The following is a 23,553-nucleotide window of genomic DNA, read 5'->3' on the forward strand; positions in this document are numbered from 1 at the left end:
AGCCCTCTGCGGCTTCGATCAGTACCCGGTCCCGAAATCCGTCGGCAGCGATCCAGAGGGCGGAGGAATCCGCCATGGCGGCGTCGACGAGTCCTTCGCGGACGACCGCGCCTTCCCTGCGAATCTCCACGACGAGGCCGACCAGGTCGTGCCAGGTGTGATGGCGATAATGGGCCACAAACGCTCCCTTCCGGCGGCATTAATGCGGGCCGCGGCGGCTACCGCGCGATGATGACGTCGAGGATGCGTGGGCCGTGGACCCCTTCGACGCGCTCGAGTTCAATGTCACTGGTGGCGCTCGGTCCGCTGATCATGGTGAGCGGCCGGGTGCCATCGATCCGCCGCAGCGCCTCGGGGAGGATGCCGGCGATATCGGCGGCGTTCACGACGCAGATATGGTGGTCCGGAACGAGGCTGATGGCACGGCGGCCCTGGTTGGGACTTCCGTCGAGGATGATCGTCCCCGTTTCGGCGACGGCGACGGCGCTACCGGTCACGACGGCGTCTACGCCGTCCAGTTCGGCAACGGTCAGCGGCGCCGACACGGAATCCACGCGGCGGCGGTCGCCGTCGGAAGCGGAGTGCGGGCCGGCGGTCCAGTCGGGGTCGAGCCCCGCCGGGATGACGTAGCTGCGGGCGTCCGCGAGCAGCTCGGCGATCCGTTGGGGCACCTCGGCCGCGTCCAGCACGCAGACCCTGGCCTTGTAGTCGACCAGGCGGTCCACCAGCAGGTGGATCAGCGCGTCGTGGTCCAGCTCGGATGATGTGCGGTATGCCCGCGGAATCTGCGGTGCTACGGGTGCGTCCCGCAGCGCGGAGCGGATCCGATCCAGGATATCTTCGCGTGCGCTCATGCTCCGTCTTCCTTGTCCTGGGCGTTGAGGTGGGCATCCGCCTGGGCGGTGCCCCGGGCCGGTGCGTTGGTGCCGGCGGTTTCCGGGCCGTGGTGTTCCTTGGCCCACCAGTCCCGGAAGGATTTCTGCGGGGGCGCCGGGATGTCCCGGCTTTGGGTCCAGCCGGCGGCAATGCCGGGCAGCTTGGTGATCTTCTGATCCGGGCCGGCCGCCAGGCGCCCCAGGGGAAGGCCCTTTTCTACCAGCCCGAGCCGCTTCCCGGAGGACAGCACCCAGGATGCTGCCTTCATGCCGACGTCCATCTGGCTGGGCAGCTTCTTCTTTCCGCGCTTGCTGTCCACGTCGACGCTGCGCAGGTGCACCAGGATGTCCGGGATGTTGATTTTCACCGGGCAGGCGTCGTAGCAGGCCCCGCACAGTGAAGAGGCGTACGGCAACGAGCTGTTTTCCTCCGACTCGATGCCGGTCAGCAGCGGCGAAAGGATGGCGCCAATCGGGCCGGGATAGGTGGAGCCATAGGCGTGGCCGCCGGTCCGCTCGTAGACCGGGCAGACGTTCATGCAGGCGCTGCAGCGGATGCAGTGCAGGGCGGAGCGGCCCATCTCGTCGGCCAGGGCGGCGCTGCGTCCGTTGTCGAGCAGCACCAAGTGCACGTTTTGTGGCCCGTCGCCGTCCGTGACGCCGGTCCACAGCGAGGTGTACGGGTTCATCCGCTCCCCGGTGGAGGAGCGCGGGAGCAGCTGCATAAACACCTCGAGGTCCTGCCAGGTCGGCAGCAGTTTTTCCACGCCCATCACGGTGATCAGGGTCTCCGGCAGGGTCAGGCACATCCGGCCGTTGCCTTCGGATTCGACGACGGCCAGGGTACCGGAATCGGCGAGCGCGAAGTTGGCCCCGGACACGGCCACCTTCGCCGTGAGGAACTTGCGGCGCAGGTGCGCGCGGGCCGCCATGGCCAGCACCGCGGGGTTGTCGGTCAGCGCCGGGTCCGCGCCGGGCATCTCGCGCAGGAAGATGTCGCGGATTTCGGTGCGGTTCTTGTGGATGGCGGGAACCAGGATGTGGCTGGGTTTGTCGTGGTCCAGCTGCACGATCAGCTCGGCCAGGTCCGTTTCGAAGGCCGTAATCCCCTGCCCTTCGAGGTACTCGTTGAGCCCGATTTCCTGGGTGGCCATGGACTTGACCTTGACCACCTCGGTTTCGCCGGTGTCCCGGATCAGTCCCGCGACGATTTCGTTGGCTTCGCCGGCGTCGCGCGCCCAGTGGATGACTCCGCCGCGGGCGGTGAAGTTCTGCTCGAACTGTTCGAGGAGTTCGGGGAGCCGGGCCATCACGGATTCCTTGATGGCGGACCCGGCGTCGCGCAGCTGTTCCCAATCGGGCAGTTCGGAGACCACCTGGAGGCGCTTGTCGCGGATGGTGTGGGTGGCGTGGCCGAGGTTGGCGCGCAGCTGGGCGTTGCCCAGCTCGCGGTGCGCCGCCGTCGGGAACGATTCGGCGGCGTGCAAGTTGCCCGTGCCGAAGACAGGAAGGGAGGGCATGCCCAGGAAGGTGCTCATCGTGCTGCCTTTCCGCTGGCGACGCGGACCTCGCCGGTGACGGACGCCGGCGCTTCCGCGGTGCTGGCGAGGATTTCGGCCAGGTGCAGGGTGGTCACGTCGCTGCCTTGGCGGGACAGGCCGCCGCCGATGTGCATCAGGCAGGAGGCGTCCCCGCCCGTACACAACGCGGCGCCGGTGGAGCGGATGTTCGCCGTCTTGTCCTCAAGCATGGCGGAGGACACGTCGGCGTTCTTCATCGAGAAGGTGCCGCCGAAGCCGCAACACTGGTCCGCTTCCCGCAGTTCGGCCAGCTCGATTCCCTGGACGCTGCGCAGCAGCCGGGCCTGGCGGTCGCCGAGGCGGAGCAGGCGCATGCCGTGGCAGCTGGGGTGGTAGGTGACCCGGTGCGGGAAGTAGGAGCCCAGCTGGTCGCCGGCGTCGGTCACGCCCAGCACGTCCACCAGCAGCTCGGACAGCTCATACGTCCTGGCGCCGACGGCGGCGGCCCTGGCTTCCAGCGCGGTGTCGCCGCAGGAGCGGGCCACCATCGGGTGCTGGTGCTTCACGGAGGCGACGCAGGACCCGGACGGCGCGACGGCGACGTCGTAGTCCTCGGTGTCGAAGGCGTGCACATGGTTGGCGACGACCGGGACGGCTTCCTTGAGGTAGCCGCTGTTGACGTGCATCTGCCCGCAGCAGGCCTGGCCGGACGGGAACACGACCTCGTGTCCCAGCCGCTCCAGGATGCTCACGGTGGCCTGCGCGGTGCGCGGATACATCGCATCCACGATGCAGGTGGCGAACAAAGCGATTCTCATAACAGCCTTTCGGGCAACGCCGTAGTTATGTGGTCTGACCATAGTAAAGCACGTGATGGCCGCCACTTCCACCGCCGGATGAAAAGTGAACCCCCTCACACAGCGCATGAGATCTGCGCTACACTCGCATGGTCCGACCACAGTGGTCTGACCAAAGAACTCGTCGTCTCTCAACGCAGAGGAACTTCCGTGGACCACTTCACCCCCACCACCGACCCGGTGCTGAACAGCGTGGCCTGGTCGGCCATCGTCGGCCTACTGCCGCTGCTCACCTTCTTCATCCTGCTGGCCGTCGTGAAGACCAAGGCCCACGTGGCCGGGGCCTTCGCCCTGCTGGTCGCCCTCGTGGTCGGCATCGCCGCCTTCCACATGCCCGCCGGCCTGGCGGTCCTGTCCGCAACCCAGGGCGGGGTCTTCGGCGCCTTCCCGGTGCTCTGGATCGTCGTGATGGCCGTCTGGCTCTACCAGGTGACCGTCCTCAGCGGCAGGTTCGAGGACCTGCGCCGCGTCTTCGACGTGATCGGCGGCGGCGACGTACGCCTGCAGGCCGTCCTGGTGGCCTTCTGCTTCGGCGGCCTGCTGGAGGCCCTGGCCGGCTTCGGCGCCCCGGTGGCCATCACCGCCACCATGCTGCTGGCCTTGGGACTCCCGCCGCTGCGCGCGGCCGCCGCCGTGCTGGTAGCCAACACCGCACCGGTCGCGTTCGGGGCCATGGCCATCCCGATCACCACGGCCGCCGGCCTGACCGGGCTGCACGCGACGGACATCGCCTCCATCGTTGGCCGCCAGGCTCCCCTGCTGGCCACCTTCGTGCCGCTGATCCTGCTCTACATCATCGACGGCCGCCGCGGCCTGAAGGATTGCTGGCCCGCGGCGCTGGTGGTCGGCGGCTCCTTCGCCGTCGCCCAGTTCCTGTGCTCCAACTTCTTCTCCTACGAACTCACCGACATTCTGGCCTCGCTGGTCGGCCTCGGCGCCGCCGTCGTGTTTTTCCGGATGTGGAAGCCTAAGGGCAGCGCTGCCGCCCGCGAGCGCCTCGGCGTGGCCGCTGACGCTGTTGCTGGCGGCACCGCCGCACAGAGCCGGGGCTCGCAGGATGCCGGCAAGGCCGGCGTCGTGACCGCCGTAAAGGCCACCGACGGCGGCCTCACGCCGACGCGCACGTGGCTGGCCCTCTTTCCGTACTTCCTCGTGATCGTGGTGTTCGGCATCGCCAAGCTGTGGAAGCTCGGGGTCGACTTGCCCGCGTTCCTCGCCGCCACGGACATCAAGATCCCCTGGCCGATCCTGCACGACGCCCTCGTCAGCGCCGACGGCAAGCCCGTCTCCTCCACCGTGTACACCTTCCAGTGGCTGTCCAGCCCGGGCACGCTGCTGCTGATCACCGGCCTGCTGGTGGCGCTGGTGTACTCCAAGTACGACGACGGCGGCCGCTTCCGCCTCTCCTTCGGCGACGCGGTCCAGGAGATTGGACGGACCATCTTCAAGATGCGCTGGGCAGGACTCACCATCATCACGGTGCTCGCCCTGGCCTACGTCATGAACAACTCGGGGCAGACGGTCTCGATCGGCACCTGGCTGGCCGGCACCGGCAGCTTCTTCGCCTTCCTTTCGCCCGTGCTCGGCTGGCTGGGCACTGCCGTGACCGGCTCGGACACCTCCGCCAACGCGCTGTTCGCCAAGCTGCAGCAGACGGCGGGGCTGAAGGCCGGCATCGATCCGAACCTGCTGGTGGCCGCGAACACCTCCGGCGGCGTCGTGGGCAAGCTGATCAGTCCGCAGAACCTCGCCATCGCGGCGACCGCCGTCAACCTTGACGGCCAGGAGTCGGTGATCCTGCGTAAGGTGGTCGGATGGAGTGTGGCTCTCCTGCTGGTCCTGTGCACCCTTGCCTTCCTGCAGTCCACCCCCGTCCTGGGCTGGATGCTGCCTTAGCCGCCAGCCTTCACGCCATCAAGAGTGCGGGCCGCACACCGCGGCCCGCACTCCCGCCCGGAAGGAAACGCCCGTGACAACCGCCGAAGCAGGAGCAGGCCCCCGCCGTCGAACCTACGACGCGCTCCTGCAGGACATCGAGGCCGATCTGCGCTCCGGCAAGATCAAGCTCGGCGACCGCCTCCCGGGCGAACGGAGCCTGGCGGAAAGCTACGGGATCTCCCGCGCCTCGGTCCGCGAAGCCATCCGGATCCTGGACGCAATGGGCGTGTTGCGCAGTTCCGTCGGCTCCGGGCCCACTTCCGGGGCCATCGTCATCTCGGATCCCTCCGCCGGCCTGTCCTCCGCCCTGCGCCTGCATGTGGCCAGCAGCCGGTTGCCTGTCGAGGACATCGTGGAGACCCGTATCCTGCTCGAGACCTGGTCCGCCCAGGCCGGGGCTGCCCGCGGCGGCACGGAGGAAGAGCTGAAGCAGGCCGTCGCGCTGCTGGACGCCATGGACAACCCCGGCATTGACCGGGCCACCTTCCACGAACTCGATGCGCGGTTCCATGTCGCGCTGAGCTCGCTCGCCGGGAACGCCGTCGTCGCCACCATGATGGAGTCACTCAGCGGGGCCATCGTCGGCTACGTCAAGGGCGCCATGGACGCGATGGAGTCCTGGCCGGATGTCCTGTGCGAGCTGCGGAGCCAGCACCACGGCATCTTTGATGCCTTCCAGGCGCACGACGGCGAGCTTGCGGCCCGCCTGCTGCGCGAACACATCGAGTGGTTCTACGTTCGGGCGCAGGAAGCCACCCCGCCGCAATCCCCTCCCACCCCGTAACTCTCTGGAGCACCGCATGACCTCCACGGCCGCCGCCGCACCCCTGATCGACCAGCTTGACCTCGATACGGTCAGTACAAGGGATCTGGACCGCCGGGCCATGGCGCACGACGCGTCCCACTACCTGCTGATCCCTCAGGCCGTCGCCACCCCGCGCAACGCCGACGACGTCGGCCTGCTGCTGCGCCGCAGCCGCGAGCTCAAGCTGCCCGCCACCTTCCGTTCCGGCGGCACGAGCCTCTCCGGCCAGGCGCTCAGCGACAGCCTGCTCATCAACACCCGCCAGCACTTCCGCGGGATCGAGGTACTCGACGGGGGCGCCCGCGTCCGCGTCCAGCCCGGCGCCACCATCCGCAGCGTCAACGCCCGCCTGGCCGCGTTCGGCCGCAAACTCGGGCCCGACCCGGCGAGCGAGATCGCCTGCACCGTGGGCGGCGTGATCGCGAACAATTCCTCCGGGATGGCCTGCGGCACGGAGTTCAACACCTACCGCACCCTGGAATCCATGGTCCTGGTGCTGCCCTCGGGCACGGTCATCGACACCGCCGACGCCGACGCGGACGCGCGCCTGCGGCAGCTGGAGCCGGACCTCCACGAGGGCCTGCTGCGGCTGCGCCGGCGGGTGGCCGGGAACGCGGAGTCGGTGCGCACCATCACCTCGCTGTTCTCGATGAAGAACACGATGGGCTACGGGGTGAACTCGTTCCTGGACTACGAACGCGCCGTCGACATCCTGATGCACCTCATGATCGGCAGCGAAGGTACCCTCGGCTTCGTGGCGGAAGCGGTCTTCCGCACCGTGGAGGTCAAGCCCGCCGTCGCCACCGGGCTGTTGGTCTTCAACACGCTCGCCGCAGCCACGGCCGCCCTGCCCGAGCTGGTGGCCTCCGGCCTGGCGACCATCGAACTGATGGACGCCGCCGCGTTGAAGGTCGCGCAGCTCGCTGCCGACGCGCCCGCGGCCATCCGTTCGCTCCCGGTCCAGGCGCACACCGCGCTGCTGGTGGAACACCAGGGCGCCGACGCCGCGGAGCTGGCCGACAAGCGGCAAAACTCGCAGCCGCTCTTCGCGTCCCTGGACCTGGCCTCGCCGTTCGCGCTGACCGCGGACCCGAAAGACCGTGCGGCACTCTGGCACGTGCGCAAGGGCCTCTACACCACGGTGGCCGGCGCCCGCCCCTCCGGCACCAACGCGCTGCTGGAAGACATTGTGGTTCCGGTGCCGGCCCTGGCGGACACCTGCGGCGAACTGACCCGGCTCTTTGCCGAACACCGCTACGAGGAATCGGTCATCTTCGGGCACGCGAAGGACGGCAACGTCCACTTCATGCTCAACGAGCGCTTCGACGACCCGGCGCAGCTCCTCCGCTACCAGGCGTTTACGGATGACATGGTGGATCTGGTCCTCGGCGCGGGCGGCTCGCTCAAGGCCGAGCACGGCACCGGGCGCATCATGGCCCCGTTCGTCCGCCGCCAGTACGGTGACGAACTCTACGAGGTCATGCAGGAGATCAAACGGCTGATCGACCCCGCCAACCTCCTCAACCCGGGAGTGCTGCTCGCGGAGGAGCCGCTGTCCTACGTGCAGAACCTCAAGGTCGCGCCGACGGTGGAGGAAGAGGTGGACCGCTGCGTCGAGTGCGGCTACTGCGAACCGGTCTGCCCGAGCAAAGACATCACCCTCACGCCCCGCCAGCGCATCGTGCTGCGGCGCGAGATGGCCGCCGCGGAACAGCGCGGCGACGACGCCCTGGCCGCCCGGCTGCGCAAGGACTACGAGTACGACGGCGTGCAGACCTGCGCGGCCGACGGCATGTGCGTCACCGCCTGCCCGGTGCTGATCAACACCGGGGACCTGGTGCGGCGGCTGCGGACGGAAAACGCGAACGCCGTCGCGGAGGCCGGCTGGAGCGCCGCCGCGGATCGTTGGGGCGCCGTCACCGCCGGCGGCGGCCTGGCCCTGACGGTGGCGAAGGCGATGCCCGCGCCGCTGGCCAAGGCCGCGACCGCCGTCGGCCGGGCCGTGCTGGGCGCGGAGACCGTTCCCACCTACGACTCCGTGCTGCCCGGTGGCGGCTCCAAGCGCCGGCCGCGCCGGGACCCGGACAGCGTCGCCGTGTTTTTCCCGGCCTGCATCGGCACCATGTTCGGCCCCGCGGACGCGCCGGGTGGGCCTGCCAAGGGCTCGGCCCGGGCCTTCCTGGAGCTCTGCGAGCGCGCCGGCGTGGGGCTGACCGTCCCGGAGGAGATCGGCAGCCTGTGCTGCGGCACCCCGTGGAAATCCAAGGGCTTCGCGCAGGGCTACGCGGCGATGTCCGCCAAGGTCCTGGACGGCCTGTACCAGGCAAGCGGCCAGGGCCGGCTGCCGGTGGTGTGCGACGCCGCCTCCTGCACTGAGGGCCTGGAGACGATGAAGCGGCTCGCCGCCGAGGGCGGGGAGCGCTACGCCGGGCTGCGGTTCGTGGATTCTGTGGAGTTCGTGCACCAGCACGTGCTCGGGCAGCTGACTGTCACCGCCCCGGTGGGTTCCATGGCCCTGCACCCCACCTGCTCCTCCACCCAGCTGGGGACCAACGACGCGCTGACGGACATCGCCCGGGCCGTGGCCGGGGACGTGTTTGTGCCGCTGAACTGGGGCTGCTGCGCGTTCGCCGGTGACCGCGGCTTGCTGCACCCGGAACTGACCGACTCCGCCACGGACAAGCAGGCCCGGGAAATCAACGAGCGCGAATTCGACGCCTACGCCTCAACGAACCGCACCTGCGAACTGGGCATGTCCAAGGCCACCGGCCACGCCTACCGGCACCTGCTGGAAATCCTCGAAGAGGCCACCCGGCCGGCGGGGTGAGGCGGCGACGACGTTCCTAACCGTCCCAAGGCGCCGTTTCGACGGTTCCCCGCCCACTCGATGCCTGGAAGCGTCGTGTGGGCACGGAACCGTCGATTCGGCGGACCCACCAGGCTGCGGGTATGGAAAAACCCCTCCGTCCCGGGCAGAATCGCCGGAACGGAGGAGTTCAGTGGAGCCCCCTGTCGGATTCGAACCGACGACCCCCGCTTTACAAGAGCGGTGCTCTGGCCAACTGAGCTAAGGAGGCAGTTTCGCCGTCGTCGTCGGGCCGCTCAAGGGGCCTGACGCTAAGCGCTAGATAAGGGTAGCCCACAGACGCCTGCCGGTAAAAAATGCGGCACCCTGCCGAAAGAGAGACAGCCCGGCCCGGACGAATCCGGGGCCGGGCTGCATCCGTTGAGCGGCGGCTACTTCTTGGCGTCCACCGCTGCCTGGAGGTACTGGTCGAACGGGGTCTGGGCGCTGTCGCCCTTGCCCCACTGCTTGCCCTCGACAAAGACGGTAGGCGTTCCGGTGACGCCGATCGCCGCAGCCTGCTGGGTCGTGTACTTCACGTACGGGCGGTAGGTCTTGTCATCCACGCACTTGTCGATGCTCTTGGCCCCGGTGTCGGTGGCCAGCTTCTTCAAGTCCGAGTCGGAGAGGCCCGCGCTGCCCTCGGCCGGCTGCTTGGCGAACAGTGCGTCGACGAAGTCCGAGTACTTCTCCGGGGACTCATTCACCACGCAGGCCGCGGCGTTGGCTGCCCGCGAGGAGTAGTTCGTGCTGGAGCGGCTGTCCAGGAAGCCCAGCGGCCGGTACTCGACGGTGATCTTGCCGTCGTTGCGGAGCTTGGTGAGGGTCTGGTTGTACTGCGCCTCAAAGTTCTTGCACACCGGGCAGATGAAGTCGATGTAGAGGACCACCTTGACCGGCTTTCCGGCCTCGGCGTCGGCTCCGGGCGCCTTGATCTCTGCCGGCGGCGTAGCGGGGGCGGACGGCACGTCCGCGAGCTTGACGGTGGCCGGCGCCGACTTTGCCACCTCGGTGTTGGCCAGCAGCGTCACGCCGCCGTTGACGTTGCCGTTTGCCGGCGTCGGACCGGAATCAGCGATGGGTGCGTTCTTTTGGATGTTCGAGGTGACCACCAGGGCGACAATCACGATGATTGCGACGACCGCGGCCACGATGCCCCAGCCGATCAGCAGCTTGTTCCGCTTTTCCTTCTTCAGCTGCGCCTCGCGGATCTCACGAGCTTTCTCGCGCGCCGCGGCGGTGCGCTCCGCTTTGGACTGACGGGGTTCGTTTGCGGGGCTCATTAGTTCCTCGTGTCGATCGGCCTGGGATGGTCCACTGGGTGGCAACTCCATCATTTTAGGGGAGAAACCCGGGAGCTTGCGCCTTCAAGTTTCCTTCCGTGTGCCTAACGGGCGAATAGCACAGAAGATTCCGCCCGGCTAGGGTGGATCAGAGCCACAAGCAACCCCAGGGGGCACCAATGCAAGCAAGCCAGAGCGCCGAGCACCACACTGCACAGACAGCCGACGGGGAGCAGGACGCCCCGTCGACGGCGGACAAGCACCCGGGCGCTTCGGAAGCAGCCGACACGTTCGATTTCATGGTGGTGTCCAACCGTCTGCCCGTGGACCGCTGCTCCCCGGATGAGCCCGGCTGCGAGGACGGCTGGCGCCGCTCCCCCGGCGGCCTCGTGACGGCGCTGGCCCCCATGATGACCAAGACCGACGGTGCCTGGGTGGGCTGGCACGGCGCCCCGGACGAGCACCTCGAGCCCTTCAGCCACCGCGGCATCGACCTCATCCCCGTCCAGCTCAGCACCCGGGACATCGAGCTGTTCTACGAAGGCTTCTCCAACGCCACACTCTGGCCGCTCTACCACGACGTGATTGCGCCGCCGGAGTTCCACCGCGCTTGGTGGGACTCGTACCGCAAGGTCAACAAGCGGTTCGCCGACGCCGTCGTCCGCCACGCGGCGCAGGGCGCCACTGTCTGGGTCCAGGACTACCAGCTTCAGTTGGTGCCCAAGATGCTCCGCGAGGCCCGCCCGGACCTCAAGATCGGCTTCTTCAACCACATCCCCTTCCCGCCGCCGGAGATCTTCGCGCAACTGCCGTGGCGCCGCGCGATCATCGACGGACTGCTCGGCGCGGACCTGGTGGGCTTCCAGCGCAGCAGCGACGCCGGGAACTTCATGCGCTCCGCCCGCCGCTTCCTCGGCGCCAGCGTCAAGCAGCAGCAGGTCCACGTCAAGGGCGCCGACGGCGAAACCACCCACATTGCCCGCGCCCAGTCGTTCCCGATCTCCATCGACGTCAAACAGATCACCGAACTGGCCCACAAGCCGGAGATCATCGAGCGTGCCCGGCAGATCCGGCGCGACCTCGGCAACCCCAAGACGATCCTGCTCGGCGTCGACCGGCTGGACTACACCAAGGGCATCCGGCACCGGCTCAAGGCCTACGAGGAACTCCTGGAGGACGGCAAAGTCACGGTGGAGGACGCGTCCCTGATCCAGGTGGCCAGCCCCAGCCGCGAGCGGGTCGAACAGTACCGCCTGCTGCGCGAGGAAGTCGAGGGCACCGTCGGCCACATCAACGGCACCTACGACACGATGCAGAACACCGCCGTCCGGTACCTGCACCACAGCTACCCGATCGAGGAAATGGTCGCGCTGTACCTGGCCGCCGACGTCATGCTCGTCACCGCCCTGCGCGACGGCATGAACCTGGTCGCCAAGGAGTATGTCACGGCCCGGACGAACAACGACGGCGCCCTGGTGCTCAGTGAATTCGCCGGCGCCGCGGACCAGCTCAAGCAGGCCCTCCTGATGAACCCGCACGACATCGACGGGCTCAAGGACACCATCATGCGCGCGGTCAACATGCAGCCCGCCGAGGCCGCACGACGGATGCGCGCCATGCGCAAGCAGATCCTGACCAACGACGTCGACCTCTGGTCCGCTGACTTCCTTCGCGCGCTGCAGGAAAAGGTGGTCCGCGATGACTCCTGACGACGACCCCGCCACGACCTCGCTCTCGCTCTCCCCCGAACTGCTGGAGGCCGTGCACCGCGTGGCCGGCACCGAGGAACTGCTGGTCGCGATGGATTTCGACGGCACCATGGCCCCGTTGGTGGACCACGCGGCGGACTCGCGGGCACTGCCCCGTTCCGCCGCGGCCTTCGCCGCCCTCGCTGAGCTTCCGCGGACGACGACGGCGCTCATCTCCGGCCGCGCCCTGGACAGCCTGCGGGCCGTCGCCTCGCCCCCGGAGCAGACGCTGCTGATCGGCAGCCACGGCGCGGAGGTCTGGTTGGGCCCCGGCTCAACCGAACTCGTGCTGGAAGACGCCCAGCGGGAGCTGCTGGCCGACGTGCGCCGGATCCTGGCAGAGATCGTGGAGCAAGCGCCCGGAACCCTGCTCGAGGACAAGCCAGCCGGCGTCGTGCTGCACACCCGGCTGGCCGCCAACGACGTCGCCGAGGACGCCGTGGCGGCGGCCAAGGCCGCCCTGCAGGACCGCCCGGGTGTCTTCCTCAAGACTGGAAATCGCGTGCTGGAGACCTCCGTCGTCCACGCCTCCAAGGGCGAGGGGATCTCCTTCCTCCGCCAGGCCACCGGGGCCACCGCCGTCGTGTTCGCCGGCGATGACACCACGGACGAGGACGCCCTGGGCAGCCTCATCCGTGGGGACCTGGGCGTAAAGGTGGGCCTGGACTTCACCCAGGCAGAGTTCCGGGTGGAGGCGCCCACGCACGTCTCCGAGTTTCTGGAGGCGCTGCTGCGCGAACGCCGGAAGGCCGTCGGCGGCTAAGCGCACCCAACTGACCCGCAATAGGTGCCGTTTTCAGCCCTCAAAACGGCGGCTAATGCGACCTAGTTGGGTCAGGCCCCAAGTTCGTAGCCAATAAGCCAGTGCAGTCCGTGACGGTCCACGACCTGGCCATCCGACGCGCCCCAGGGCTTCGGGGCGAGGGGGTCGATCACCCTGCCCTCAACGGCGAGCTTGTCGAACCACTCGTGCAGCACGGCGGGCTCGGCGGTCCCCAGCAGCGAGAGAATCAGGCCTTCGCACCGGACACTTTTCTCGCCCGCCGCCGCATCCGAGCCCGCCAGGGCGACGGCGCCGTTCAGCTGGCCGTGGGCGATGGCATCCGGCGGGCCGTCGGTGCGGTGGAACTCCTCGTACGTGAACAAGGCCAGCTCCCCGCCGAAAATGTCCGCGTAGAAGCCGAGTGCTTCGCGCGCCGTGCCGGGGAAACTGACATAGATCTGCAGGGCCGTCATGCGCACAGCATACACAGCCGGATCGGACCCTCTGTGACCGACCCCACCTGTGAGATCCGTAACCTTTTAGCCCCAAAACCAAAAATCTGACATACTCTGTATGTGATGTGGCGCACAACTACCGTGCGGCGTCATTGGATGCTCCTCGGCTTCGGCCGGGGAGCATGCGCATCCACCTCCGGATGCCACAACTGAATATAAAGAACCATTCACTACGGATCGTCCGGCACGTACCTGCCGGTGAAGGGATTGATAACTGTGGCTACAGTTACTTTTGATAACGCTACGCGTCTGTACCCGGGCACAGAGAAGCCCGCTGTTGACAAGCTCAACATTGAAATCGCCGACGGCGAGTTCCTGGTCCTCGTTGGACCCTCCGGCTGCGGAAAGTCCACCTCCCTGCGTATGCTCGCAGGCCTGGAGGACGTCAACTCCGGCCGGATTCTGATTGGCGACCGCGATGTCACCGACGTCCCGCCGAAGGACCGCGACATCGCCATGGTCTTCCAGAACTACGCCCTGTACCCGCACATGACGGTGGCGGACAACATGGGCTTCGCGCTGAAGATCGCCGGCGTCAGCAAGGAAGAGCGCGCCGAGCGTGTCCGTGAGGCCGCCAAGCTGCTGGACCTCGAGCCGTACCTCGACCGCAAGCCGAAGGCCCTCTCCGGCGGCCAGCGCCAGCGTGTCGCCATGGGCCGCGCGATCGTGCGTAACCCGCAGGTCTTCCTGATGGACGAGCCGCTGTCCAACCTTGATGCAAAGCTCCGCGTGCAGACCCGCACGCAGATCGCATCCCTGACCCGCCGCCTCGGCGTCACCACCGTCTACGTGACCCACGACCAGGTCGAAGCCATGACCATGGGTGACCGCGTCGCCGTGCTCAAGGACGGCCTGCTGATGCAGGTGGACACCCCGCGCAACCTCTACGACAAGCCCAAGAACGTCTTCGTGGCCGGCTTCATCGGCTCCCCCGCGATGAACCTGCTGGAGCTTCCCGTCGTCGACGGCGGCGTGCAGTTCGGCGGCACCATCTACCCGGTCCCGCACGATGTCCTCGAAGGGGCCAGTGGCAAGACCGTCACCCTGGGCAGCCGTCCGGAAGACCTCGAGACCGCCCCTGAGGGCGAGGGCCTCCAGGTGGAGGTCGACGTCGTCGAGGAACTCGGCGCCGACGCCTATGTCTACGGCCACACCACCCTGGACGGCAAGAGCCACGACATCGTGGCCCGCGTCGACGGCCGCCGTCCCCCGATGAAGGGCGAGACCGTCTGGGTCCGCCCGCAGTCGGGCCACGTGCACCTGTTCGACACCAAGACCGGCCTGCGCCTCGGCGACTGACGTTCCGGCTTAGAGACCGACGGCGGTCCTCCTCCGGGAGGGCCGCCGTCGGCCGTTAAGCGGCAGATTTTAGGCGCGGTACCCCCATGTACGGGAGAATTGGCTCATGAGCGAGGACAACGGTGCCCAGTGGCACGACGAACCCACTGACTACGGGCAGATCGGCAAGCTGCCCCGGTACGAGGCCGCCAGCGCCAACGACGACAAGGCCGTCTCCAGTTCGCTGAGCATCACGGCCGCCGCCACGGAGCCCGAGCTGCTGGACCTGCCCTGGCACATCGCGCTGGAGGACTGGCCGGCGGAGTACCTCGCCGCGCTCCCCCGTGGCATCTCCCGGCACATCGTGCGGTTCGCCCACCTCGGCGGGTCCGTGATCGCCATCAAGGAGACCTCGGAGCACATTGCCCGGCACGAGTACCACATGCTCCGCAAGCTCGCCCGCCTGGACGTCCCCTGCGTGGAGCCGGTGGCGGTCATCACCGGCCGCACCACCCCCGAGGGCCGGCCGCTGAACCCCGTGTTGGTCACCCGGCACCTGAAGTTCTCTATGCCCTACCGCGCGCTGTTTTCCCAGATGCTGCGCAAGGACACCCTGACGCGCCTGATCGACGCGCAGGCCCTGCTGCTGGTCCGGCTGCACCTCATCGGCTTCTACTGGGGCGATGTGTCCCTCTCCAACACCCTGTTCCGCCGCGACGCCGGCGCTTTCGCCGCCTACCTCGTTGACGCCGAAACCGGCGAGCTGTACCCGGACCTGTCCACCGGCCAGCGCGAGTACGACCTGGAAATTGCCCGGGTGAACATCGCCGGCGAACTGATGGACCTGCTCGACGGCGGCCTGATCGAGGAGAAGGTAGATCCTGTTGCCACCAGCGAGCTGATCATGGAGAGCTACCGGCGGCTCTGGACCGAGCTGACCGAGAAGGAGTCTTTCGAGATCGGCGAACGCTGGCGCGTGGCCGCCCGCATCCGGCGGCTCAACGAACTCGGCTTCGACGTCGAGGAATACGCCATCAAGACCACCCAGAACGGCTCCACCATCCAGCTGCAGCCCAAAGTGGTCGACGCCGGGCACCACCAGCGGCGCCTGCTGCGCCTGACCGGCCTGGACGCCCAGGAAAACCAGGCCCGGCGGCTGCTCAACGACATGGACTCCTTCCGGGCAGATAACAACCCGGGCATGGACGAGGAATACAGCGCGCACCTCTGGGTAAGCCAGATCTTCGAGCCGATCGTCCGCTCAATCCCCCGGGACCTGTCCGGGAAGCTGGAGCCGGCGGAAGCCGTGCACGAGATCCTGGAGCACCGCTGGTACATGTCCGAGAAGGAGAACCGGCACATCCCGCTGGCCGAGGCCGTGCAGTCCTACATCGACTCCGAGCTCCGGCACCGCCGGGACGAGGCCGCGATCATGCTCAACCCGGACACCGAGCTGCTGAAGATCCTCGAAGTGGAAACCGAGGAGTCCCGCTACGGCGATGACGAGTCGGCCGAGGAGTACCCGGACGCGGACGACTAGGGCACCCCGCACCCGCACGGACGCAACTAGCTCGCAGTTAAAGCCGTTTTCAGCGATGAAAACGGCCTTAACTGCGAGTCAGTTGGGCAGACGCGATTCCAGCACGCCCGGGCTAAATCGCTTTGCCTGGATTCAGGATGCCGGCCGGGTCGAAGAGCTCCTTGATCCGGCGCTGCAGTTCCCGTACCGGTTCCTTCTGCTCCAGCCCCAGCCAGCGCAGCTTGTACTGCCCCACGCCGTGCTCCCCTGTGATGGTGCCGCCCATCGCCAGGGCCACCGTGACGGAATCGTCCAGGGCGGCGCCTAGCCGCTCCATGGCCGCGGCATCCACCGCGTCGCCGGTCCGGTCCACCCAGAAGGTGGGGTGCAGGTTGCCGTCGCCGGCGTGCGCCACCACCTTGAGCTTGACCTCGTGCCGCACGGCCATGGCCTCAAGCTCTTCGACGTAGTCCACCAGCCGCGAGCGCGGCACGGCGACGTCCTCACCCACCCGGTATTCGTCGTCGACCTCCACGCCGCGGCTGTTGCGGCGCAATTCCACGAGCTGCTCCGCTTCGGCGTTCGCCTCCATGGTCACCACGGCCCCGCCGGCGGCCAGCAGCGGCCGGATCGCGGCCGCCTCCGCCTCGGCGCCGAAACCGTCGGTCTGGATCAGCAGCAGCGAGGCGCCCCGGGAGGCCAGGTTCGAGCCGTGGAGCGCATCGAGCCGGGCGAGGGTGCCATCGTCGAGCAGTTCCATGATGGCCGGCTGGACCCGTGCGCGGCCCACCGCGAGGACCCCGGCCGCGGCGCTGCGGAAGTCCGGGTAGAAGGCCGCGATGGTGTGGACCTCCCGCGGCAGGTACTTCAGCCGCACCGTGACCCCGACGACGATCCCGAGGGTCCCCTCCGACCCCACGAACAGCCCGGTGAGGTCGTAGCCTGCCACGCCCTTGAAGGTCTGGTGCCCGCTGTGGATGAGCGAACCGTCCGCGAGCACGACGTCGAGCGCCAGCACCGAGTCCCGGGTCACCCCGTACTTCGCGCAGCGCAGCCCGCCGGCGTTGGTGGCGACGTTGCCGCCGATGGTGGAGATTCTGTAGCTGGCCGGATCGGGTGCGTACATCAGGCCGTGCACCGCGGCGGCGGCGTTGAGGTCCGCGTTGATGACGCCGGGTTCGACGACGGCGGTCTCGTCGTCCGGGTTGAGCTCCAGGATGCGGTTCATCCGTTCCAGGCTCAGCACCACGCAGCCCTCGCTGGCGTGGGCGCCGCCGGACACCCCGGTACCGGCACCGCGGGCCACCAACGGCACCCGGCGGGCGGCGCAGGCCCGGACGGCAGCCTGGACGTCGGCCACGGATTCGGCGAGGACCACGGCCTGCGGGAGCTGGTAGTCCAGCACGGGCGCCTGGTCCACGGCATAGCCGGTCAGGGTCGCCTCATCCAGGGCGATTTTCTCGGTGCCCAGGGCGGACGTCAGCTCCTCGACAATGCTGCGCATGGCTCTCCAGTTCTCCGTCGAATCCGGCCGTCAGTTGTGGCCTTCAGTCTAGGGTGCCGGCACCGTGACTCCGGGGAGCACCCAGGCGGCGGCCGCGGGGCCGCCGGCACGGAGGCGTGCCCCGGCCGCAGCAATGTCTCCGACGGCGAAGGCCGGCGGCCGGGAGAGCGCATCGAGCTGGCCGTCGGAGAGCAGCCCGGCGGTGAGGTGCACGTCTGCGGCGGCCCGGGCCACCATCACCAGCACCGCGTTGTCCGGGGTTTCCCGGATGAAGGCCAGCGCATCCCCCTGCGCGTGCAGCCAGCGGATTCCGCCGCCGGTGAGCGCCGGCTGGTCCCGGCGCAGCGCGGTGAGTGCGGCGTAGGTGCCGCGGAGGTCGGTCAGGATCCGGCCGGGGTCGGTCCAGGGCATGGGGGTCCGGGAGAACTCGCCGTTATCGCCCTTGAGCCCGAACTCGTCGCCCGCGAACAGCACCGGGACGCCGGGGAGGGTGAACATCAGTACGGCGCCCAGCCGCTGGCCGCCGTCGATCATGACCGTGGCCGCCCGGGCGGTGTCGTGGCTGTTCAGGGCGTTCATGTTCTGCTGCCGGACGTCCCAGCTGAACGCAGCGGCCAGGTCCTGATGCGTGGCGAGGAAGTCCTCCGCGTCCATCCGGTTCGGCCCCGGCAGAGGCGTGCCGAAGAAGTTGACGTGCCCGGCATCGCCGGCGAGCCAGGCCCACAGCGGCCGGGTGAAGTTGGAGTACGTCATGGCCCCGTGCCAGTGCTCGCCGCTGAAGTCCGGGGCGGCGTCGTTGGTCGCTTCGGCCAGCAGCGCCGCGTCCGGATTGATTTCCCGGACCCGGTCGGCGATCAGCCGGGCGACCTCCTGGTTGAGGTCGGTTGCCCCAAGCCGCCCGGTCATGTTGCCGACGTCGATCCGCCAGCCGTCGAGGTTGAACGGCGGACGGAGCCAGCGGGCCACCGGGGAATCGTCGGCCAGGACGAATTTGTCCCGCAGACCGGCCGATGCCCAGTTCAGCTTGGGCAGCGAGGGCACGCCGTACCAGGCCTCGTAGCTGCTGTGGTCCGCGTTGAAGTAGTAGTAGCCGGCTTCCTCGGAGCCGGGGGCGGCCAGGGCCCGCTGGAACCATTCGTGCGCGTCGCCGGAGTGGTTCGCTGTGAGGTCGCCCATCACCTTCAGGCCGCGGGCGTGCGCCGCCTCCACGAGCTCCACCAGGGCTTCATCGCCGCCGAGCAGCGGGTCCACCGTGGCAAAGGTGGAGGCGTCGTAGCGGTGGTTGGAGCGCGCCGGGAAGAACGGCGTCAGGTAGATGATGTCCGCCCCGAGGGCCTGGATGTGGTCCAGGTGCTCGGTGATGCCGTGCAGGTCGCCGCCGTAGAACTGCACGGGCGTCTGCGCGGAGGCGCCCTGCACCTCCGTGGTGTCCCAGTCGCAGGGGACGGCCCAGTCCGGTGCCGGGTGCGCCGCGGCCGGGTTTTGTCCGGCGGACGAGCGGGCGAAGCGGTCCGGGAAGATCTGGTACATCGTGCCTTGGCGCAGCCACTGCGGGGCGGCCGGGAAGGTCGTCAGCCGGAAGTCGGCGTAGTCGGAGACGTCCCGGCTGAAGAGGCCCTGAGCGTTGAGGCTCCAGTACCGCTGACCGGCCTCGATCAGGAAGCGGTAGCGGGCCACCGGGTTGGTGACGGCCAGCTCCGCTTCCCACCAGGCCCAGCCATCGGCCACGCCGAGGCTGGCGGCGGCCGTGTACCGGGGTTCGCCGTCGTGCACGGAGCGAAGCCAGACCCGGCTCGCGTGGCCCCACGGCTCGGGGATGCGGAGCCGGAGCCGGGCGGCCTCCCCGAGTGCCGCCTTCTGCGGGGCGTGCAGCCCCGAGCCGTCGTGGTGCGGAAGCGGCCCCGGCGTGTGCGCCCCCGGCATGCCTAGCCCTTCACCGAGCCCGCCGTCAGCCCGCTGACGATGTAGCGCTGCAGGAACAGGAACAGCGCCATCACCGGCAGGGCGGAGATCACGGCGCCGGCGGCGAACACGCCCCAGTTTTCGGAACGCTGCTGCGCCACGAAGGAGTAGAGGCCGACGGCCAGGGTCTGGCTGTCCGGGTCGGTGAGCACCACGGACGCAATCACGAATTCACCGGAGATGGCTATGTAGGTCAGCAGTCCCACGACCGCCAGGATCGGGGTGACCAGGCGCATGATGATGCCGAAGAAGATCTGGGTGTGGCTGGCGCCGTCGATCTTGGCGGCCTCGTCCAGGGACTGCGGCACGGTGTTGAAGAAGCCGTACATCAGGTAGGTGTTCACGCCGAGGGCGCCGCCCAGGTAGACCATGATCAGGCCCAGCTGGCTGCCCAGGCCCAGTGCCGGGATGACTTCGGAGATGCCGCTGAGCAGCAGGAAGATGGCGACGACCGCCAGCAGCTGCGGGAACATCTGCAGCAGGAGCAGGCTCAGCAGGCCCACGCGGCGGCCGGTGAAGCGCATCCGGGAGAACGCGTAGGCGGCCATCGCGCCGAGGAACACCGTGGCGGCGGAGGTCACGCCGCCCACCACCAGGGTGTTGAGGAACCAGCGGGCAAAGGGCCGGGAGGGGATGTTGAACAGCGCCGCGAAGTTGCCGAGGTCGATCTTGCTGAACAGGGCGTTGGATCCCACCAGCGTGCCGGTGGAGTTGAGAGCCGCCGAGAGCACGTACAGCAGCGGGAAGACGGCGAAGATGGTGACGACAATGCCGACCAGGTGGCGCCAGCCCTTGTCCTTGAACCAGGCCCCGAACGGGCGCCGGCGGTGCAGCGACTTGAGGTAGTCGACGTCGGTGGTGCCCCCCGCGGCGCTCGGGTGGTCCGTGGTGGGTGCCGCCGGAGCGGTGCGCGGTGCTGACCCGTTCATGAGTTCACGTCCTCGAGTGCCTTGGTCTGCTTGAAGCTGATGGCCGATACGGTGGCCACGATGATGAAGATGATGATGGCCAGGGCGCTGGCCAGGCCGTAGTCACGGCCGGTTCCCTGTCCGAACGCCACCTTGTACACCAGGGTGATCAGGATGTCGGTGGCTCCGATGTCCCGGTTGGTGTCCGCGAAGCGGGGACCGCCGCCGGTGAGCATGAAGATCACGTTGAAGTTGTTGAAGTTGAAGGCGAAGGACGAGATCAGCAGCGGCGCGATCGAGACCAACAGCAGCGGCAGCTTGATCGAACGGAATACCCGCCACGGCCCGGCGCCGTCCATCCGGGCTGCCTCGTCCAGCTCGCTGGGAACCGACTGCAGGGCCCCGGTGCAGACGAGGAACATGTAGGGGTAGCCCAGCCAGAGGTTGACCACCAGCACGCTGATCTTGGCCAGCACCGGGTGGGTGAGCCAGCCGATGGAGGCTCCGCCGAGCAGGGTCTGGTTGAGCCAGCCGAACTCCGGGTTAAGGATGCCGGACCAGACGAGGCCGGTGAGGAAGGCGGGGAAGGCGTAGGGCAGGATCATCAGGATCCGGTAGACCTTCTTGCCCTTGAGGTCCTCGCGGTTGAACGTGATGGCCAGGAAGAGGCCCAGGGCGAAGGTCAGGGCGACCGAGGCGAGCGCGAAGGTGAACGTCCAGAGGATCACGCCCAGGAGCGGACCGCGCAGGCTCGGGTCGGTGAACGCGCGGGCGAAGTTTTCCATGCCGACGTCGATCTTCCAGCCGGTGGACAGCGTCGCGCCGTTGTCCGCGGCGAAGGCGCCCTTGCCGTTGTCGCGGTAGACGGCGCCGCTGTCGGTGTCGGTGAAGGTGTCCGCGGCGGCGTCGTACTTCAGGGCCGGTTTGAACTGGTAGGCGTTGCTGCCGTCGGCGGTGCGCAGCGTGCCGTCGGCCGGGTCGGAGGAGACCGGGACGGTGATGCCCAGGATCTGCTGCTGGTTGGCCACGATTTCCTGGAAGTTCAGGGTCCGGTAGCCGTCCAGGGCATTGGCCTTGCCGGTGGAGTCCTTGCCGGCAGCGTCGACGCTTTTCAGCGGGGTGTCGGTGCTGCCGAGCGAGACCTTGCCGTCCGGGGCGGTGAAGAGCAGGTAGAAGGAGTTGTCTTTGGCGAGCACGGCGGCCTTGTAGGCCGGCGAGTCGGGCACGCGCTTCTGGGCCGTGAGCTGGATGGCCGCGATCGCGTCATCCTTGGTGCTGTTGTGGCCGTCGCCGTAGTTGGTGAAGGCGATATAGCCGCTGAACAGGACCACAAAGACCTGGAAGACCAGCAGGAACAGCACGCCGGGCGCGAGGTACTTCGCGGGCAGGCCGCCCTTGCGCAGGTAGATCCAGTTGATGGCCAGCACGACGACGGCGGAGACGGCCAGGACCATCCAGGAGTGGCTGAAGAACAGCATCATCAGGACGTAGACGGCCACGGCATCCACGAGGCCCAGCAGGACGATTTTGGCGATGGTTCCCTTGGTGCCGTCCGGGCCGAAACGGCGGCGGGAGCTGCCGCGCTGCCTTCCGAGGACGGAGGGGCCGGCGATCTTGGCTGCCGGCGCGGCGTCGGGGCCGGGGCCCTCGCGGAGTTCAGTTTCTGGCATAGCTGTCTTCAGTCCTTGGGGGAAGCTGGGGTGATGCAGGAACGGGCCGGGCGGTTTGATGCCGCCCGGCCCGGTGCTGGCCGGTTCCTGGCGCTGCTCGCACGTCTCGAGGCGTCAGGAACCGGCGCGGGGGCTAGCCCCCGATTTTGGTCTTGATGCTGGCCGCCATCTTGGCCCAGTCAGCGGCGGGGTCGCCCTGGCCCTTGATGAGGGAGAGCTCGGTGGCTCCCCAGTCAGCCCAGACGGCGCTCATTTCCGGGATGGCCGGCATCGGAACGCCGGTGGCGCCGATCTTGCCGAACGCTGCGACAACCGGGTCGCTTGCAGCCTTTTCGAAGGAGGACTTGAGTGCCGGCGGGCGGCCGCCTGCCTTGTACATGGAGTCCTGGGCCGCCTCGGAGGTGAGGTAGTTGGTCACGAACTCGTTGGTGGCCAGCGCGTTGGCGCTCTTGGCACTGATGAAGAAGCCGTTGACACCGATGAACGGCTGCGCCGGCTGGCTGCCCGTGGTGGGCAGTGCGTCGACAGCGAACTTGATGCCCTTCTTCTGCACGTCCGGGACATTCCACGGGCCGGTCAGGAAGTACGGGGACTCGCCGGCCAGGAACTTCTCCTTGGCGATGTCACCGGTGATGTTGGAGTTGATGATCTTCTCGCCGGCGTCGCCCCAGGCGGCCAGCTTCTTGGCAAAGTCGACGCCGGCGGCATCGCCGATGAGGAGCTGCTTCGGGTCGTAGCCGCCGTCGGAAGCCTTGCCGAAGACCTGCGAGCCCATCGAGGACTGCAGCGGGTACAGGTGGTACGGGTCGCCCTGCTTCGGGTCCATACCGACGAGGAACGGGAACTTGGCCTTGCCGTCGGCGACGGCCTTCTTGCCGTTGGCGATGACCTCGTCCATGGTCTTGGCCGCGTCGGACACGATCGCGGTGTTGCGCAGCAGCGCGATGTTCTCGATCGCGTAGGGAACGCCGTAGACCGAACCGTTGTAGGTCATGGCCTTGATGGAGGAATCCTGGAAGGCGGCCTTCTTGTCGCCGAGCTCGACGGGGGCGATCACGCCGTTCTGGACGAACTTGCCTACCCAGTCGTGCGGGCCGACGATGAGGTCCGGGCCCTTGCCGGTGGGAACCTGGGTGATGAAGTCGTCGCGGACTGCCGCGAAGTCCTTGACCACGAGCTTTACTTCGATTCCGGTGTCAGCCTGGAACTTCGCGGTGATGTCCTTCAGCGCGGGCGAGCGCTCGGCGTCGACCCACATGGTGATCGTGGCTGCGCCGGCGGACTTGAGGTCCGGCTTCGCGGTGGCCGTGGCCGGGGCGGTGGCTGCCGCGCCGCCGCAGGCACTCAGTGCCAGCGCCGCGGCCACGGAGAGCGCGCCGGCCGTGAAGACCCGGCGGCTGGTCCCGGTTGTGAGGGTGTTCTGCACCTTCATTGGTGTCCCTTTCATGAAATCCTGCATCCACGCGTTGGGCCCGATCGGTAGGATTCGGGCCCGGTGGCATCGTCGGTGATGTGGCTCACAGCTGCAAGCGCTTCCAAGCTACACGGTGATGCACGCTTTGG

The 23,553-nt window shown here is 68.2% G+C and carries 17 protein-coding genes and 1 tRNA gene; 7 read left to right on the forward strand and 11 right to left on the reverse strand.

Annotated features, from left to right (window positions below):
- Positions 1–218: 218 nt before the first annotated feature.
- From ACZ5Z0_RS06335 to ACZ5Z0_RS06345, 3 genes are read right to left on the reverse strand one after another with little or no spacing between them, the layout of a single operon-like run.
- Positions 219–854: a LutC/YkgG family protein gene (locus tag ACZ5Z0_RS06335; RefSeq protein WP_464110363.1), complete on the reverse strand. Its 636-nt coding sequence runs from the start codon at positions 852–854 to the stop codon at positions 219–221.
- Positions 851–2,413, reverse strand: a complete 1,563-nt coding sequence (locus ACZ5Z0_RS06340) for a LutB/LldF family L-lactate oxidation iron-sulfur protein (RefSeq protein WP_464110364.1) — start codon at positions 2,411–2,413, stop codon at positions 851–853. Before ACZ5Z0_RS06340 ends, ACZ5Z0_RS06335 begins: the two co-directional genes overlap by 4 nt.
- Entirely contained in the window at positions 2,410–3,213 is an 804-nt protein-coding gene (locus ACZ5Z0_RS06345) for a (Fe-S)-binding protein (RefSeq protein ID WP_464110365.1), read from the reverse strand. The genes ACZ5Z0_RS06340 and ACZ5Z0_RS06345 overlap by 4 nt, the downstream gene beginning before the upstream one ends.
- Before the next feature lie 189 nt (positions 3,214–3,402).
- Between ACZ5Z0_RS06345 and ACZ5Z0_RS06350 the strand changes: the two genes are divergently transcribed.
- The 3 genes from ACZ5Z0_RS06350 (at position 3,403) to ACZ5Z0_RS06360 (ending at position 8,822) form a co-directional block, all read left to right on the forward strand.
- Complete coding sequence (locus ACZ5Z0_RS06350; RefSeq protein ID WP_464110366.1) at positions 3,403–5,148, forward strand: L-lactate permease; 1,746 nt, start codon at positions 3,403–3,405, stop codon at positions 5,146–5,148.
- A gap of 73 nt (positions 5,149–5,221) precedes the next feature.
- Positions 5,222–5,974, forward strand: coding sequence for a FadR/GntR family transcriptional regulator (locus ACZ5Z0_RS06355; protein ID WP_464110367.1), 753 nt, complete (start codon positions 5,222–5,224; stop codon positions 5,972–5,974).
- 16 nt (positions 5,975–5,990) lie between these two features.
- Positions 5,991–8,822, forward strand: coding sequence for an FAD-binding and (Fe-S)-binding domain-containing protein (locus ACZ5Z0_RS06360; RefSeq protein WP_464110368.1), 2,832 nt, complete (start codon positions 5,991–5,993; stop codon positions 8,820–8,822).
- Positions 8,823–8,995: 173 nt separating this feature from the next.
- On the opposite strand, the gene ACZ5Z0_RS06365 is transcribed toward ACZ5Z0_RS06360, so the two are convergent.
- Positions 8,996–9,072, reverse strand: a tRNA-Thr gene (locus ACZ5Z0_RS06365).
- 160 nt (positions 9,073–9,232) lie between these two features.
- Entirely contained in the window at positions 9,233–10,123 is an 891-nt protein-coding gene (locus ACZ5Z0_RS06370; RefSeq protein WP_464110369.1) for a DsbA family protein, read from the reverse strand.
- A 179-nt stretch (positions 10,124–10,302) separates the two neighbouring features.
- Here ACZ5Z0_RS06370 and ACZ5Z0_RS06375 point away from each other — a divergent pair, with 179 nt between their 5' ends.
- Positions 10,303–11,832, forward strand: a complete 1,530-nt coding sequence (locus tag ACZ5Z0_RS06375) for an alpha,alpha-trehalose-phosphate synthase (UDP-forming) (protein WP_464110370.1) — start codon at positions 10,303–10,305, stop codon at positions 11,830–11,832.
- Complete coding sequence (gene otsB, locus ACZ5Z0_RS06380) at positions 11,822–12,634, forward strand: trehalose-phosphatase (protein ID WP_464110371.1); 813 nt, start codon at positions 11,822–11,824, stop codon at positions 12,632–12,634. Before ACZ5Z0_RS06375 ends, otsB begins: the two co-directional genes overlap by 11 nt.
- A 71-nt stretch (positions 12,635–12,705) precedes the next feature.
- Here the strand turns inward: otsB and ACZ5Z0_RS06385 are convergent, their stop codons facing one another.
- On the reverse strand, positions 12,706–13,107 hold the full coding sequence (locus ACZ5Z0_RS06385; protein ID WP_464110372.1) for a VOC family protein: 402 nt from the start codon (positions 13,105–13,107) through the stop codon (positions 12,706–12,708).
- Positions 13,108–13,365: 258 nt separating this feature from the next.
- Between ACZ5Z0_RS06385 and ACZ5Z0_RS06390 the strand changes: the two genes are divergently transcribed.
- Positions 13,366–14,448: an ABC transporter ATP-binding protein gene (locus tag ACZ5Z0_RS06390; RefSeq protein WP_464110373.1), complete on the forward strand. Its 1,083-nt coding sequence runs from the start codon at positions 13,366–13,368 to the stop codon at positions 14,446–14,448.
- A gap of 106 nt (positions 14,449–14,554) precedes the next feature.
- Complete coding sequence (locus tag ACZ5Z0_RS06395) at positions 14,555–15,967, forward strand: DUF4032 domain-containing protein (RefSeq protein ID WP_138770232.1); 1,413 nt, start codon at positions 14,555–14,557, stop codon at positions 15,965–15,967.
- Between the two features lie 112 nt (positions 15,968–16,079).
- Here ACZ5Z0_RS06395 and ACZ5Z0_RS06400 read toward each other — a convergent pair whose 3' ends face one another.
- The 5 genes from ACZ5Z0_RS06400 to ACZ5Z0_RS06420 all read right to left on the reverse strand — a co-directional run bounded on the left by ACZ5Z0_RS06400 (position 16,080) and on the right by ACZ5Z0_RS06420 (position 23,422).
- Complete coding sequence (locus tag ACZ5Z0_RS06400) at positions 16,080–17,450, reverse strand: FAD-binding oxidoreductase (protein ID WP_464110374.1); 1,371 nt, start codon at positions 17,448–17,450, stop codon at positions 16,080–16,082.
- Positions 17,451–17,498: 48 nt separating this feature from the next.
- Positions 17,499–19,373 (reverse strand): glycoside hydrolase family 13 protein, encoded by a 1,875-nt coding sequence (locus ACZ5Z0_RS06405; protein ID WP_464110375.1) that lies wholly within the window; start codon positions 19,371–19,373, stop codon positions 17,499–17,501.
- A gap of 2 nt (positions 19,374–19,375) precedes the next feature.
- Positions 19,376–20,341: a sugar ABC transporter permease gene (locus ACZ5Z0_RS06410; RefSeq protein WP_464110376.1), complete on the reverse strand. Its 966-nt coding sequence runs from the start codon at positions 20,339–20,341 to the stop codon at positions 19,376–19,378.
- Positions 20,338–21,990, reverse strand: coding sequence for an ABC transporter permease subunit (locus tag ACZ5Z0_RS06415; RefSeq protein ID WP_464110377.1), 1,653 nt, complete (start codon positions 21,988–21,990; stop codon positions 20,338–20,340). The genes ACZ5Z0_RS06410 and ACZ5Z0_RS06415 overlap by 4 nt, the downstream gene beginning before the upstream one ends.
- 133 nt (positions 21,991–22,123) lie before the next feature.
- Positions 22,124–23,422: a sugar ABC transporter substrate-binding protein gene (locus ACZ5Z0_RS06420; protein WP_464110739.1), complete on the reverse strand. Its 1,299-nt coding sequence runs from the start codon at positions 23,420–23,422 to the stop codon at positions 22,124–22,126.
- Positions 23,423–23,553 lie beyond the last annotated feature (131 nt).

It is taken from the genome of Arthrobacter sp. T2-23 (assembly GCF_055398325.1).

Bases quoted from the DNA above. Each gene is read 5' to 3' on its own strand.
- ACZ5Z0_RS06405 (WP_464110375.1), bottom strand. From the start codon at position 19,373: ATGCCGGGGGCGCACACGCCGGGGCCGCTTCCGCACCACGACGGCTCG.
- ACZ5Z0_RS06345 (WP_464110365.1), bottom strand. From the start codon at position 3,213: ATGAGAATCGCTTTGTTCGCCACCTGCATCGTGGATGCGATGTATCCG.
- ACZ5Z0_RS06370 (WP_464110369.1), bottom strand. From the start codon at position 10,123: ATGAGCCCCGCAAACGAACCCCGTCAGTCCAAAGCGGAGCGCACCGCC.
- ACZ5Z0_RS06420 (WP_464110739.1), bottom strand. From the start codon at position 23,422: ATGAAGGTGCAGAACACCCTCACAACCGGGACCAGCCGCCGGGTCTTC.
- otsB (WP_464110371.1), top strand. From the start codon at position 11,822: ATGACTCCTGACGACGACCCCGCCACGACCTCGCTCTCGCTCTCCCCC.
- ACZ5Z0_RS06410 (WP_464110376.1), bottom strand. From the start codon at position 20,341: ATGAACGGGTCAGCACCGCGCACCGCTCCGGCGGCACCCACCACGGAC.
- ACZ5Z0_RS06395 (WP_138770232.1), top strand. From the start codon at position 14,555: ATGAGCGAGGACAACGGTGCCCAGTGGCACGACGAACCCACTGACTAC.
- ACZ5Z0_RS06400 (WP_464110374.1), bottom strand. From the start codon at position 17,450: ATGCGCAGCATTGTCGAGGAGCTGACGTCCGCCCTGGGCACCGAGAAA.
- ACZ5Z0_RS06335 (WP_464110363.1), bottom strand. From the start codon at position 854: ATGAGCGCACGCGAAGATATCCTGGATCGGATCCGCTCCGCGCTGCGG.
- ACZ5Z0_RS06385 (WP_464110372.1), bottom strand. From the start codon at position 13,107: ATGACGGCCCTGCAGATCTATGTCAGTTTCCCCGGCACGGCGCGCGAA.
- ACZ5Z0_RS06415 (WP_464110377.1), bottom strand. From the start codon at position 21,990: ATGCCAGAAACTGAACTCCGCGAGGGCCCCGGCCCCGACGCCGCGCCG.
- ACZ5Z0_RS06375 (WP_464110370.1), top strand. From the start codon at position 10,303: ATGCAAGCAAGCCAGAGCGCCGAGCACCACACTGCACAGACAGCCGAC.
- ACZ5Z0_RS06360 (WP_464110368.1), top strand. From the start codon at position 5,991: ATGACCTCCACGGCCGCCGCCGCACCCCTGATCGACCAGCTTGACCTC.
- ACZ5Z0_RS06340 (WP_464110364.1), bottom strand. From the start codon at position 2,413: ATGAGCACCTTCCTGGGCATGCCCTCCCTTCCTGTCTTCGGCACGGGC.